We start from the raw sequence: 13227 nt of genomic DNA on the forward strand, positions 1-13227 counted from the left end.
GTTCCCAACACAGATACCAGACTTATGAATGACCCACTGAGCCGCATTATCGCAACAGAACTGCAGGCCCGGCCGGAGCAAGTTGACTCCGCCATCCGTCTGCTGGATGAAGGTAATACCGTGCCCTTTATTGCACGCTATCGTAAGGAAGTCACCGGGGGCCTGGACGACACCCAACTGCGCCAGCTGGAAACCCGCCTGGGCTATCTGCGTGAACTCGAAGACCGCCGTCAGACCATCCTGAAATCGATCGACGAACAGGGCAAGCTGACCGAGCCGCTGGCGGGGGCGATCAACGCCACGCTGAGCAAAACCGAGCTCGAAGATCTTTACCTGCCGTACAAACCGAAGCGCCGCACCCGCGGGCAGGCTGCCATCGAAGCCGGCCTGGAGCCGTTGGCGGATACCCTGTGGCAGGATCCTCAGCAGCAGCCGGAGCTGCTGGCCGAAAGCTACGTTAACGCCGATAACGGCGTGGCGGACGTGAAAGCCGCCCTCGACGGCGCGCGCTATATCCTGATGGAACGCTTTGCCGAAGACGCCGCCCTGCTGGCCAAGGTGCGCAACTACCTGTGGAAAAACGCCCATCTGGTGTCCAAGGTGGTGGAAGGCAAAGAACAGGAAGGCGCCAAATTCCGCGACTATTTCGATCATCACGAACCTATCGCCCAGGTGCCTTCGCACCGCGCGCTGGCGATGTTCCGCGGCCGCAACGAGGGCGTACTGCAGCTGGCGCTGAATGCCGATCCGCAGTTTGAAGAAGCGCCGCGCGAAAGCCAGGCGGAACAGATCATCATCAACCACCTCGACCTGCGCCTGAACAACGCCCCGGCCGACGCCTGGCGCAAAGCGGTGGTCAACTGGACCTGGCGCATCAAGGTGCTGCTGCACCTGGAAACCGAGCTGATGGGCACGGTGCGCGAGCGCGCGGAAGACGAAGCGATCAACGTCTTCGCCCGCAACATGCAGGATCTGCTGATGGCCGCGCCGGCCGGCATGCGCGCCACCATGGGCCTGGACCCGGGCCTGCGCACCGGGGTGAAGGTCGCCGTGGTGGACGCCACCGGCAAGCTGGTGGCTACCGACACCGTCTACCCGCATACCGGCCAGGCGGCCAAAGCCGCCGCCATCGTCGCGGCGCTGTGCATCAAACATCAGGTAGAGCTGGTCGCCATCGGCAACGGCACCGCCTCACGCGAGACCGAGCGTTTCTACCTCGATCTGCAAAAACAGTTCAGCGAGGTCAAGGCGCAGAAAGTGATCGTCAGCGAAGCGGGCGCCTCGGTGTATTCCGCCTCCGAACTGGCGGCGCTGGAATTCCCCAATCTCGACGTCTCGCTGCGCGGCGCGGTATCCATCGCCCGCCGCCTGCAGGATCCGCTGGCTGAGCTGGTGAAGATCGAGCCGAAATCCATCGGCGTCGGCCAATATCAGCACGACGTCAGCCAAAGCCAGCTGGCCAAGAAGCTGGATTCGGTGGTGGAAGACTGCGTGAACGCCGTCGGCGTCGATCTGAATACCGCCTCGGTGCCGCTGCTGACCCGCGTGGCCGGCCTGACGCGCATGATGGCGCAGAACATCGTCAACTGGCGCGATGAAAACGGCCGCTTCAGCAACCGCGAGCAGCTGCTGAAAGTCAGCCGCCTGGGGCCGAAAGCCTTCGAACAGTGCGCCGGCTTCCTGCGCATCAACCACGGCGACAACCCGCTGGACGCCTCCACCGTTCACCCGGAAACCTATCCGGTGGTGGAACGCATTCTGGCCGCCACCCAGCAGGCGCTGCAGGATTTAATGGGCAATTCGGCGGCGGTGCGCAGCCTGAAGGCCAGCGATTTTATCGACGAAAAGTTCGGTATGCCGACGGTCACCGACATCCTGAAAGAGCTGGAGAAACCGGGCCGCGATCCGCGCCCGGAATTCAAGACCGCCACCTTTGCCGAAGGCGTTGAAACGCTTAACGATCTGCAGCCGGGGATGATCCTGGAGGGGTCGGTCACCAACGTCACCAACTTCGGCGCCTTTGTGGATATCGGCGTGCATCAGGACGGCCTGGTGCACATTTCTTCGCTGGCGGACAAGTTTGTCGAAGATCCGCACAGCGTGGTGAAAGCCGGCGACATCGTCAAAGTGAAGGTGATGGAAGTCGACCTGCAGCGTAAGCGCATCGCGCTGAGCATGCGTCTGGATGAGCAGCCGGGCGAAGGCTCGCCGCGCCGCGGCGGCAACGCATCGGCGCCGGCGCGCGATAACGCCAACCGGTCGCCGGCCAACAAGGCCAAGCCGCGCGCCAGCGCGCCGGCCGGCAACAGCGCCATGGGCGACGCTCTGGCGGCGGCGTTCGGTAAAAAACGCTAACCGGGTTATTCAGGGCGGAGCCTGCTCCGCCCTTGCCGGATAATTATCCGGCGGCTTTTTTTGACCCATCTCAATAAACCGGCATTTTTTTATTACCGCGCTCGGGGCGATAAACCTCTCCTGTTGCCAACCGATAAACACTTCGCGCCAGCCACTTATTAACACCGCCATTAACACGCCATTTTCATCTGGTGATTTATGGGCGAAACACAAATGGTTACCGCTCGCATTCAAAGAGTGGAATGTTATTGAATTGCCCTTGGCGCTGATAAAAAAGCGATGAAACTGTCGCCGGCGTTTTCAAATGGGAAAAATTAATTACAATCACGTAACTGATTTAACTCGCCATTCTCATTTGTAGCGCGCCAGCGCCGGTGGTAAAACGGTGCTCAACAAGACAACGCCACGCCCACATGTGATTGTCATAATAATTGGTTACCAATACCCTTACTTTTTATATTGAATGCGATAATGATTCTCACTACTATTGCCTTCTTTATTTACCGCATAACCTTAATAGATGAATGACGCCGCGGGCCCAGCGCGCTCACCGGCCACGCTCAATAATCATCAGCCCGACTCTCATCGGCTCCCGGAAGGTTAACAATATGCATCTTCTGCCTAAACACGCTTATAAGATTGCCGGCTTCTCCAGCGAAATTGGCCCGGCCTATCGCCAGAAACTGTTATCGCTCGGCATGCTGCCCGGCTCCTCATTCGAGGTGGTGCGCGTCGCCCCGCTCGGCGACCCGATAGAAATAAAAACTCGCCGCGTCAGCCTGGTGCTGCGCCGGAAAGATCTGGCCCTGCTGCTGCTCGACGGCCAGGCCTGAGCCCGACCCTTTGCCGGCGCACCGCTGCGTCGGCGCTGTTTCCATTGACTACTATCACGTGGGATTATGAAAAAACTCACCATCGGCTTAATAGGCAATCCGAACTCCGGCAAAACCACGCTGTTCAACCAGCTGACCGGGGCGCGCCAACGGGTCGGCAACTGGGCGGGCGTCACGGTGGAGCGCAAGGAAGGCCACTTCACCACGCCGCAGTCTGAGGTGCGGCTGGTCGATCTGCCGGGCACCTATTCCCTGACCACCATCTCGGAGCAAACCTCGCTCGACGAACAGATCGCCTGCCACTACATCCTCAGCGGCGACGCCGATCTGCTGATCAACGTGGTCGACGCCGCCAACCTGGAGCGCAATCTTTATCTGACGCTGCAGCTGCTGGAGCTGGGCATTCCCTGCATCGTCGCGCTGAACATGCTGGATATCGCCAGGAGCCAGCGCATCGAGATCGACATCGCCGCGCTGTCGGCGCGCCTCGGCTGCCCGGTGGTGCCGATGGTTTCCACCAAGGCCGACGGCATCGGCGTGCTGAAGCAGATGATCGACAACCACGGTTTCAATGAGCTGAAGGCGCTGGTGAACTACCCGCCGCTGCTGCTGGAAGAGGTCGCCACGCTGAGCGACGCCATGCCGCAGCGCCTGCCGACGAAGCAACGCCGCTGGCTGGCGCTGCAGATGCTGGAGGGCGATATCTACAGCCACAGCCTGGCCGGCCCCGCCACCGCGCTGCTGCCGGCGGCCCGGCAGGCGCTGCAACGGCAGCGGCAGGAAGATCCGGCGCTGGTGATCGCCGATGCGCGTTATCAGTCGATCGCCCTCCTGTGCGACGCCGTCAGCAACTCGCAGCAGGCGCTGCCGAACCGCCTGACCGAACTGCTGGATAAGGTGATCCTCAATCGCTGGCTGGGGGTGCCGATCTTTTTGCTGGTGATGTACCTGATGTTCCTGCTGGCGATCAACATCGGCGGCGCGCTGCAGCCGATCTTCGACATCGGCTCGGCGGCGATATTCATTCAGGGCATTCAGTGGCTGGGCTATACCTTGCATTTCCCCGAATGGCTGACCATCTTCCTGGCGCAGGGGGTCGGCGGCGGCATCAACACCGTGCTGCCGCTGGTGCCGCAGATCGGCATGATGTATTTGTTCCTGTCGTTTCTGGAAGACTCGGGCTATATGGCGCGCGCGGCGTTCGTCATGGACCGGCTGATGCAGGCGCTCGGCCTGCCGGGCAAATCCTTCGTGCCCCTGATTGTCGGCTTCGGCTGCAACGTGCCGTCGATCATGGGCGCCCGCACCCTGGATGCCCAGCGCGAGCGGCTGATCACCATCATGATGGCGCCCTTCATGTCGTGCGGCGCTCGCCTGGCGATCTTCGCGGTCTTCGCCGCCGCCTTCTTCGGCCAGGACGGCGCGGGCGTGGTGTTCTCGCTGTACATGCTCGGCATCGTGGTGGCGATCCTCACCGGCCTGGTGCTGAAATACACCATTATGCGCGGCGAAGCCTCGCCGTTCGTCATGGAGCTGCCGGTCTACCACGTGCCGCACCTGAAAAGCCTGCTGCTGCAAACCTGGCAGCGGCTGAAAGGCTTCGTGCTGCGCGCCGGCAAGGTGATCGTGATCGCCAGCATCTTCATCGGCGGCCTGAACAGCTTCTCGTTCAGCGGCCAGCCGGTCGACAACATCAACGACTCCGCGCTGGCCTCGGTCTCGAAGGTGCTGACCCCGCTGCTGCAGCCGATGGGCGTGCACGGCGATAACTGGCAGGCCACCGTCGGCCTGGTGACCGGCGCCATGGCCAAAGAGGTGGTGGTCGGCACCCTGAACACCCTGTACACCGCAGAACAGATCAACAATCAGCCGTTCGACGCCGCCGGCTTTAACCTGCTGGGCCAGCTGGGCGGCGCGCTGCATGACACCTGGCAGGGGCTGAAAGACACCTTCAGCCTGAGCGTGCTCTCCAACCCGATCGAGGCCAGCAAGGGCGACGGCGAAATGGGCGCCAGCTCCATGGGCGTGATGAGCAGCAAATTCGGCTCCGGGATCTCCGCCTACAGCTACCTGATTTTTGTGCTGCTGTATGTGCCCTGCGTCTCGGTGATGGGCGCCATCGCCCGTGAGTCGAGCCGCGGCTGGATGACCTTCTCCATTCTCTGGGGGCTGAACATCGCCTATTCGCTGGCGACGCTGTTCTACCAGACGGCCACCTTCAGCCAACACCCGCGGTACAGCCTGGCGGCGATCCTGACGGTGGTGCTGATCAACCTGCTGATCCTGTTCGGCCTGCGCCGGGCGCGCAGCCGGGTGAGAGTGCGGCTGGGCAACGCCACGCCGGCCGCCTGCTGCCAGGGCCCGCAAGGAAGCTGCCACTGATGGCCGGCCTGCTGCAGGTGCGCGACGCGCTGGCGCTGCACGGCAGCGCGCAGCCGCAGCAGCTCAGCCGCCTGCTGGCGACGCCTCTGCCGCTGGTGCAGGCGATGCTGGAGCGTTTAACGGCGATGGGAAAAGTGGAGCGTATCGAACAGGAGGACGGCGCCTGCCTGAGCGGCAGTTGCAAAAGCTGCCCGCAGGGCCGGGGATGCGGTACGGTAACCTATCGGCTGAAAGCCTGAAATCAGGGGCGCTGCGCGTTGAGCGCCCCTCGCCAATCAATAATTATTGCTTGTCTTTGTACACTTCGGCGATGGCGCTGAACTTGCCGTGCTCACGGCCGGCCAGGATCACGTAGTATTGCCCGCCCTTTTCATCCGCCAGCTTGGACAGCTCTTCTTTGGCGTCCATCGGCGACGTGGTTTCCGCGGTCGTGGTGACCGTGCCGATTTTCTCGTATTTACCCGGATTCTTATCCAGATCTTCCTTGGTCAGCAGAGTTGCCGCCATGGAACTGAAAGACAAGGTACCCACCACCAACGCTGCAACTATCATCTTCAATGATTTCATGACTCTACCTCTCAATGGATAATTTATACGTTATGAAAGCCGTCAAGAATAATGCGCGCTAAAGCAGGCTGCCGTGACATCCTCAGGTCTCGTTGCTTTCCCTGACGAGACCCCTTGCCCAGAGACGAAACGCCAAAGTGAAAAAAGCGCACGCGGCTTTTTCACTTTGCAGCCAACGCATTGACTCACTAAGTATCGAACAGCTTTGTCTTTTATCCACCCGGGGGGCGCTTTTTTTAGCGCCCTATCGTGCTTTTCTCATCAATATTCAATGCGCTGTGATGAACGTTTCGATAATCGACGCAAACGCGTCAGGGTGAGAAATGAAAGGCGCATGGGCGGCTTTGGCGAGGATTTCTGCGGTTGAACGCGGCCAGGCGGCGTCGAGCAGCCCGGCGACCTTGCGCGGCACCAGCCCGTCCAGATAGCCGTAAACGCGCAACAGCGGCAGGTTCAGATCCGCCATCGGCCGGCGCAGATCGGCGGTGCGCAAGATCTCCAGGCCGCCGTTCAATACCTCGACCGTCGGCGTGGGCTGGTTGAGCACCACCGCTTTCAGCTGGCGGGCATCCTGACGGGCGCTTTCGGTGCCCAGCGTCTGCAGGGCCAAAAAGCGCTCGACGGTGCGCTGGAAATCCTGACTCAGCTGATGCTGAAAGCCGCTCAACACCTCAGGGCGGATCCCCGGCCAGTCGTCGCGGGCGGCAAAGCACGGTGAAGAGGCGACGGTGATTAACCCGCTCGCCCGCTGCGGCCGCGTCAGCGCAATCTGGCTGGCCACCAGCCCGCCGAGCGACCAGCCAAGCCACCAGGCCTGCGGCGGCGCGGCGGCGAGCACCGTCTCCGCCATCTGTTCGAGCGACATGGCGCCAAACCCCTGGCTGCGCCCATAGCCCGGCAGATCGACCAGGTGCAGGCGAAAATGCGGCGTCAGCCGCTCCAGCATGCAACCCCACACTTCGGCATTCAAACCCCAGCCGTGCAGCAGCACAAGATCGCGCTCGCCTTCACCCACTGTTTGCCAGTACAACGCTGTCATCGGTTAATGTCCTTTGAAATTCATCCGTTACCGAGCCCCTATGCTAGCAATCCGCAGCCGCTGTTGGCTATGCCGACAACCCTTAGTGTTTATCCGCCACGGCATCTGCAGCTGCTGCCTGCGCCATTTGCCGGCCAGACCCCGCTGCTGCCCGCGCTGCGGTCTGCCCGCCGGCAGCACCCTGCTGCCCTGCGGCCGCTGCCTGCAACGGCCGCCGCTCTGGCAACGCCTGGTGTCCGCCGGCGACTATATTGCCCCGCTCAGCCAGCTGGTGAAAAGGTTCAAATTCCAGCAGGCGCCCGAACTGGCGCCGACGCTGGCGCGCCTGATCCTGCTGAGCTGGCTGCAGGCGCGCAGAGAGCAGTATCTGAACAGACCCGACCTGATTTTAGCGGTACCCTTACAGGCTAAACGCTGCTGGCGGCGCGGCTATAATCAGAGCGATCTGTTGGCCAGGCCGCTGGCGCGCTGGCTGGGCTGCGCCTACCGCCCGGCGGCGCTGCGGCGGGTGCGCAAAACCGCCCTGCAGCAGCGGCTGAGCGCCGGCGCGCGGCGGCGCAATCTGCGCAATGCGTTTGCCTGTGACGAAGCCGTCGCCGGCCGACATATCGCGCTGCTGGATGATGTGGTGACGACCGGCAGCACCGTGGCGGAAATCGCTGCGCTGTTGCATCGGCAAGGCGCCGCGTCGCTGCAGATATGGTGCGTCTGCCGCACGTTGTAGTGCCACGGCAATGGGCGTATTATAACCGACTATAGAAGTCAATTATTGAGCTAATGCTATGATTCGTATAACAGATGCTGCACAGGAACACTTTGCCAAACTGCTGGCAAATCAAGAAGAAGGCACCCAAATCCGCGTGTTCGTGATCAACCCGGGCACGCCGACGGCCGAATGCGGTGTCTCTTATTGCCCGCCGGATGCGGTAGAAGCGACAGACACCGAGCTGAAGTTCGAAAAGCTGTCCGCCTATGTCGATGAGCTGAGCGCGCCGTATCTGGACGACGCCGAAATCGACTTCGTGACCGATCAGCTGGGTTCGCAACTGACGCTGAAGGCGCCTAACGCCAAAATGCGCAAGGTAGACGACAACGCGCCGCTGATGGAGCGTGTCGAATACGTGCTGCAATCGCAGATCAACCCGCAGCTGGCCGGCCACGGCGGCCGCGTGACGCTGATGGAGATCACCGACGACAACCTGGCTATTCTGCAGTTCGGCGGCGGTTGCAACGGCTGCTCCATGGTCGACGTGACGCTGAAAGAAGGGATCGAGAAAGAGCTGCTGCAGAAGTTCCCGGAGCTGAAAGGCGTGCGCGATCTGACCGAGCACCAGCGCGGCGAGCACTCTTACTACTGATCCCCTTCTTACTTGAAGTTGCAGCTAGGCGGCAACTCCAATGAATTCGGGCCCCATCGTTTGGATAGGGCCCGGGTTGTTATCCTGCGCCTTGATACCGCGACACCTCGTCGTCACCCCACCGACACCTTGCGTCGCCGCTTGTCCAAATCCTTCAGCAGGCGATTGATCCGCGGATCGGCGAACATCTCCTCCAGCGTATGGGTCAGCTTGCGCCGCCAGTTCGGGTACTGATCGCTGGTGCCGGGAATGTTGACCGGGCCGGCCATGTCCAGCCAGTCTTCCGGCTGCAGGCCGAGCAAGGCGCTGGCGCTGTCGGCGACGTAGCGTTGCAGCCCCCGGTTGAGCAGCGGGCTCATGCCGAGCAGCGCCGCCTTCTTGCCCACCTTTTGCGGCACGCAGCCGTAATGATGCAGCCCGTCCAGCAGCCCCTGCTTGGCGCGCTCGCGATCGGCGAACAGCGCCTGCAGGATCTCGGCATCCGGGTACAGCCCCAGCTGGTTGCCGAGCGTCAGATCGCCGCTTTGCCAATAGCCGCGCAGCGTCGGCAGGTCATGGGTGGTAATGGTCGCCATCGCCTGCACCGGGTAAGCCTGCGGCGCACGGAAACGGTTCTCCGCGTCGCGCTCGAAATACAACACCTTGTAAGAATAAACGCCGCTGTCGCGCAGCTTGCCGACGATCTCCACCGGCACGGTGCCGAGATCCTCGCCGATCACCATGCAACGGTGCCGCTGGCTTTCCAGCGCCAGCACCGCCAGCAGGTCATCCACCGGATATTTGACGTAGGCGCCGTGGTCCGCCGTTTCACCGTAGGGGATCCACCACAGGCGCAGCAACGCCATCACGTGATCGATGCGCAGCGCGCCGCAGCTGGTCATGTTGGCGCGCAGCAGGTCGATAAACGGCTGGTAGCCGCGCGCCGCCATCACGTGCGGATCCATCGGCGGCAGCCCCCAGTTTTGTCCCAGCGGCCCCAAGATGTCCGGCGGCGCGCCGACCGAGGCCTTCAGGCAGTACAGCTCGCGATCGCACCAGGTTTCCGCGCCGCCTTCCGCCACCCCGACCGCCAAATCGCGGTACAGGCCAATCGGCATCTGCTGCTGCCGGCTTTGGCTGAAACACTCGGCGAACTGGCTGGCCGCCAGCCACTGCAGCCACAGGTAGAAGCGCACCTGATCCCGATGCTCCCGGCAAAACTGCTGCACCGCGGCCCCATCGCCCTGACGGTACCGTTCCGGCCAGGCCGGCCAGCCCCACAGGCTGCTGTCCTGCGCCGCCAGATGGGCATGCAGCGCATCGAAGACCGCCTGCCGGTACAGGCTGTCGCCGCCTTCGGCAACGAATTGCTCAAACGCCTGGCGCTGCGGGTCGCCCGCTTTGCGCGCCTGGAAAACCGGGAACGCCAGCGTCAGCGCCGCCAGCTTCAGCTGCGTTACCGCGCCGTAGTCCACCCAATCGGCGGCGCGCGCCTTGGCCAGCCGCTTTTGCGTCGCCGGCTTGCGCCACCACTGCTGGGCGGCCTGGCTATGCCGGAAATCCTCCACCGCGTCGACGTCGATATACACCAGGTTCAGCCAGCGGCGCGATGACGGGCTGTACGGGCTGGCGCTTTCCGGGTTAGCCGGATACAGCGCATGGATCGGGTTCAGGCCGACAAAGGCGCCGCCGCGTTCGCCGACCTGCTCCACCATCAGCCGCAGGTCGCCGAAATCGCCGATGCCCCAGTTGCGGTCGGAACGCAGCGTATAGAGCTGGACGCAGGCGCCCCACAGCTTTTTGCCGGTCAGCAGCGCGTCCGGTTCAAAGCAGCGTTTGGGCGCGACGATCAGCCGGCACGGCCACTGCCGCTGCCCCTGGCTTAGCGTCAACTGGTGATAGCCCGCCGGCAGGTCACCGGGCAGCGTCAGGGTTTTGCGCGCGTGGGCTTTCCCCTGCCGGCGCCCGCCGTCTTCCTGCTGCAGCGTCCACAAATATTCGCCCTCACCGCCCAGCGGCAGCGCCATCGGCGCCCCCTGATAAAACACCTTTACCGGCGGCAACGGCGTCGGCGGCATTGCCGCCGGCGCGCCGTCGCGGCCCATCGCCGCCAGCAGCTTGCGCTTGGTGTCCAGCGGGCTCGCCTGCGGCTTGCCGTGGGCATTGATGTAGTCGGCAGCGATACCCGCCTGCGCGGCCGCCTGATCGATACGCTTGCGATCCATTCGCTCTCCTTAACGTTTGGCTTGCCAAATGCGCTGCTGGTAGTCGCGAATCGAACGATCCGAACTGAACATGCCGACGCGCGCGGTGTTGAGGATGGTGCGGCGCGTCCATTCGTCCTGGTTGCGATACAGCTCGTCTACCCGGCGTTGCGCCTGGCAGTACGAAGCGAAGTCGGCCAGCACCAGGTACGGGTCGCCGCCTTCCAGCAGGCTGTGCAGCATCATGTCGAACGCGTGCTTGTCGCCGTGGCTGAAAGCGCCGCTCGCCAGCTCGTCCAGGATCGCTTTCAGGTGCTTGTCTTTCTTGCGGTAGCTGAGCGGGTCATACCCCTGCGCCAGCAGCGCCTTCACCTGTTCGACGGTGTTGCCGAAGATGAAGATGTTGTCTTCGCCCACCTGTTCGGCAATCTCGACGTTGGCGCCGTCCAGCGTGCCGACGGTCAGCGCGCCGTTCAGCGCCAGCTTCATGTTGCCGGTGCCGGAGGCCTCTTTGCCTGCGGTGGAGATCTGCTCGGAAATATCCGCCGCCGGGATCATCAGTTCGGCCACGGACACCCGGTAGTCGGGGATAAACGCCACCTTCAGCCGATCCCTCACCAGCGGATCGTTATTGATTTTCTCCGCCGCCTGATTGATGGCGTAAATGATGTTCTTCGCCAGGTAGTAGCCCGGCGCCGCCTTGGCGCCGAACAGGAATACGCGCGGCACGATGTCGAGGTTCGGGTTGTCGCGCAGTTGGCGATACAGCGACAGAATATGCAGCAGGTTCAGGTGCTGGCGTTTGTATTCGTGCAGGCGTTTGATCTGCACGTCGAAGATGGCGTCCGGGTTGAGCGTCAGCCCCATTACGCCGTGCACGTAGTTGGCCAGCGCCACCTTGTTGTCGCGCTTGATCTGCCGGTAGCGCTGGCGGAAAGCCGCGTCGTCGGCGTATTTCTCCAGCCCTTTCAGCGCGTCGAGATCGTTGGCCCACTCCACCTTCAGGGTTTGGTCGATCAGGCCGGACAGCGCCGGGTTGCACTGCTTAAGCCAGCGGCGCGGCGTGATGCCGTTGGTGACGTTATGGAATTTGTTCGGCCACAGCCGGTGATATTCCGGGAACAGATCCTTCACCACCAGATCCGAGTGCAGCTGCGCCACGCCGTTGACCGCGAAACCGCTGACCACGCACAGGTTGGCCATGCGCACCTGCTTGTCGTAGTGCACCGCCAGCTTGGCCCATACCGCCTCGTCGCCCGGCCAGTGCCGCTCCACCAACTTTTTGAAGTTGGCGTTAATCTGTTTGATGATCGAGAAATGGCGCGGCAACAGGCTGCGCACCAGCTTCTCGTCCCAGCACTCCAGCGCTTCCGACATCAGGGTATGGTTGGTGTAGGCGAAGGTGTTGCTGGTGACAGCCCAGGCCGCGTCCCAGTCCAGCTGATGCTCATCCAGCAGGATGCGCAGCATTTCCGGAATGGCGATGGTCGGGTGGGTGTCGTTCAGCTGGATCACTTCGTACTTCGGCAGGTCTTCAATCCTGCGCCCGGCCTGATGATGCTTGCGCAGGATATCCGCCACCGAGCAGGCGCACTGGAAATACTGCTGCATCAGGCGCAGGCGTTTGCCGGCCTGATGGTTATCGTTCGGATACAGCACCTTGGTCAACCTGGCGGCCTCGACGCCCTGCTTCTCAGCCTGCAGGAACTTGCCGTCGTTGAAATCGCCGAGATCAAACGGCTGCCGGTGAGTCGCCTGCCACAGGCGCAGCGGCTGGGTCACGCCGTTGCGAAAGCCCAGCACCGGCAGATCCCAGGCTTCGCCGCGCAGGGTGAACGCCGGGCGCCACAGCTCGCGGCCGTCGGCCTGTTTTTCCAGCTTGCCGCCGATGCCCACGTCCACCGCCAGCGCGGCGTTGTGACGGAACCAGGGGTAGCTTTCGCGCTGCCAGTTGTCCGGCGCCTCCTGCTGCTGGCCGCCGCTGAACGATTGGCGGAACAGCCCATACTGATAGTTCAGCCCGTAGCCGGTGGCCGGCTGCTCCACCGTCGCCATCGAATCGAGGAAACAGGCCGCCAAGCGCCCCAGCCCGCCGTTGCCCAACGCCGGGTCGGTTTCCTGCTCCAGCAGGTCCGCCAGCTTGACGTCCTGCTCCGCCAGCGCCTGTTCAACGGTGTCGTACCAGCCCAGGTTGATCAGGTTGTTCGCCGTCAGGCGGCCGATCAGAAACTCCATCGAGATGTAGTTCACATGGCGCAGCGGCCTGGCGTCGTTGCGCGGCGCCGGCTGCGCGGCCAGCTGTTCGGCCAGCGCGCGGCTTACCGCTTCCCACCATTGGTGCCGGGTCATCTGTTGTGCGGAACTGAGGCCGAACCGTTGCCACTGACGGGTCAGTGCCGCCAGAAAAGCATCCTTCTTGAGCGTAGGCTGTGACATAAGAAAAACTCTCTATCCAGTAAGTGGGTCGTCAAATTGCCGTTATCGTGCCGGGGAGAAACCCGGACGGCATC

10 protein-coding genes are annotated in these 13227 nt (G+C 62.6%); 6 read left to right on the forward strand and 4 right to left on the reverse strand.

Features of this window, described 5'->3' with window-relative positions:
• The first annotated feature begins 24 nt into the window (after positions 1 to 24).
• The 4 genes from CKW09_RS22940 (at position 25) to CKW09_RS22955 (ending at position 5809) form a co-directional block, all read left to right on the forward strand.
• Positions 25 to 2355 carry a Tex family protein gene (locus CKW09_RS22940; RefSeq protein ID WP_095099683.1) on the forward strand — a complete coding sequence of 777 codons (2331 nt, stop codon included), beginning with the start codon at positions 25 to 27 and terminating at the stop codon, positions 2353 to 2355.
• Positions 2356 to 2963: 608 nt separating this feature from the next.
• Positions 2964 to 3188 carry a ferrous iron transporter A gene (gene feoA / locus CKW09_RS22945; RefSeq protein WP_061798985.1) on the forward strand — a complete coding sequence of 75 codons (225 nt, stop codon included), beginning with the start codon at positions 2964 to 2966 and terminating at the stop codon, positions 3186 to 3188.
• A 66-nt stretch (positions 3189 to 3254) separates the two neighbouring features.
• Positions 3255 to 5570 (forward strand): Fe(2+) transporter permease subunit FeoB, encoded by a 2316-nt coding sequence (feoB, locus tag CKW09_RS22950; RefSeq protein ID WP_095099686.1) that lies wholly within the window; start codon positions 3255 to 3257, stop codon positions 5568 to 5570.
• Complete coding sequence (locus tag CKW09_RS22955; RefSeq protein ID WP_061798990.1) at positions 5570 to 5809, forward strand: FeoC-like transcriptional regulator; 240 nt, start codon at positions 5570 to 5572, stop codon at positions 5807 to 5809. Before feoB ends, CKW09_RS22955 begins: the two co-directional genes overlap by 1 nt.
• 43 nt (positions 5810 to 5852) lie before the next feature.
• On the opposite strand, the gene CKW09_RS22960 is transcribed toward CKW09_RS22955, so the two are convergent.
• The gene (locus CKW09_RS22960) at positions 5853 to 6137 is read right to left on the reverse strand and encodes a YdgH/BhsA/McbA-like domain containing protein (protein WP_061798992.1); all 285 of its coding nucleotides are present in this window, start codon (positions 6135 to 6137) and stop codon (positions 5853 to 5855) included.
• 268 nt (positions 6138 to 6405) lie between these two features.
• Positions 6406 to 7176, reverse strand: coding sequence for a pimeloyl-ACP methyl ester esterase BioH (bioH, locus tag CKW09_RS22965; RefSeq protein WP_061798994.1), 771 nt, complete (start codon positions 7174 to 7176; stop codon positions 6406 to 6408).
• Between the two features lie 40 nt (positions 7177 to 7216).
• On the opposite strand from bioH, the gene gntX reads away from it, so the two are divergent.
• Together gntX and nfuA are read left to right on the forward strand one after the other, a co-directional pair.
• Complete coding sequence (gntX, locus tag CKW09_RS22970; RefSeq protein WP_061798996.1) at positions 7217 to 7900, forward strand: DNA utilization protein GntX; 684 nt, start codon at positions 7217 to 7219, stop codon at positions 7898 to 7900.
• Positions 7901 to 7958: 58 nt separating this feature from the next.
• Complete coding sequence (nfuA, locus tag CKW09_RS22975) at positions 7959 to 8534, forward strand: Fe-S biogenesis protein NfuA (RefSeq protein ID WP_061798998.1); 576 nt, start codon at positions 7959 to 7961, stop codon at positions 8532 to 8534.
• A gap of 113 nt (positions 8535 to 8647) precedes the next feature.
• Here nfuA and malQ read toward each other — a convergent pair whose 3' ends face one another.
• Together malQ and malP are read right to left on the reverse strand one after the other, a co-directional pair.
• Complete coding sequence (gene malQ, locus CKW09_RS22980; protein WP_095099690.1) at positions 8648 to 10738, reverse strand: 4-alpha-glucanotransferase; 2091 nt, start codon at positions 10736 to 10738, stop codon at positions 8648 to 8650.
• Positions 10739 to 10747: 9 nt separating this feature from the next.
• Positions 10748 to 13153, reverse strand: a complete 2406-nt coding sequence (malP, locus tag CKW09_RS22985) for a maltodextrin phosphorylase (RefSeq protein WP_095099693.1) — start codon at positions 13151 to 13153, stop codon at positions 10748 to 10750.
• Between the last annotated feature and the right edge of the window lie 74 nt (positions 13154 to 13227).

The organism is Serratia ficaria (assembly GCF_900187015.1).
Lineage (GTDB): Bacteria > Pseudomonadota > Gammaproteobacteria > Enterobacterales > Enterobacteriaceae > Serratia > Serratia ficaria.

Bases quoted from the DNA above. Each gene is read 5' to 3' on its own strand.
- CKW09_RS22940 (WP_095099683.1), top strand. From the start codon at position 25: ATGAATGACCCACTGAGCCGCATTATCGCAACAGAACTGCAGGCCCGG.
- feoA (WP_061798985.1), top strand. From the start codon at position 2,964: ATGCATCTTCTGCCTAAACACGCTTATAAGATTGCCGGCTTCTCCAGC.
- feoB (WP_095099686.1), top strand. From the start codon at position 3,255: ATGAAAAAACTCACCATCGGCTTAATAGGCAATCCGAACTCCGGCAAA.
- CKW09_RS22955 (WP_061798990.1), top strand. From the start codon at position 5,570: ATGGCCGGCCTGCTGCAGGTGCGCGACGCGCTGGCGCTGCACGGCAGC.
- CKW09_RS22960 (WP_061798992.1), bottom strand. From the start codon at position 6,137: ATGAAATCATTGAAGATGATAGTTGCAGCGTTGGTGGTGGGTACCTTG.
- bioH (WP_061798994.1), bottom strand. From the start codon at position 7,176: ATGACAGCGTTGTACTGGCAAACAGTGGGTGAAGGCGAGCGCGATCTT.
- gntX (WP_061798996.1), top strand. From the start codon at position 7,217: ATGCTAGCAATCCGCAGCCGCTGTTGGCTATGCCGACAACCCTTAGTG.
- nfuA (WP_061798998.1), top strand. From the start codon at position 7,959: ATGATTCGTATAACAGATGCTGCACAGGAACACTTTGCCAAACTGCTG.
- malQ (WP_095099690.1), bottom strand. From the start codon at position 10,738: ATGGATCGCAAGCGTATCGATCAGGCGGCCGCGCAGGCGGGTATCGCT.
- malP (WP_095099693.1), bottom strand. From the start codon at position 13,153: ATGTCACAGCCTACGCTCAAGAAGGATGCTTTTCTGGCGGCACTGACC.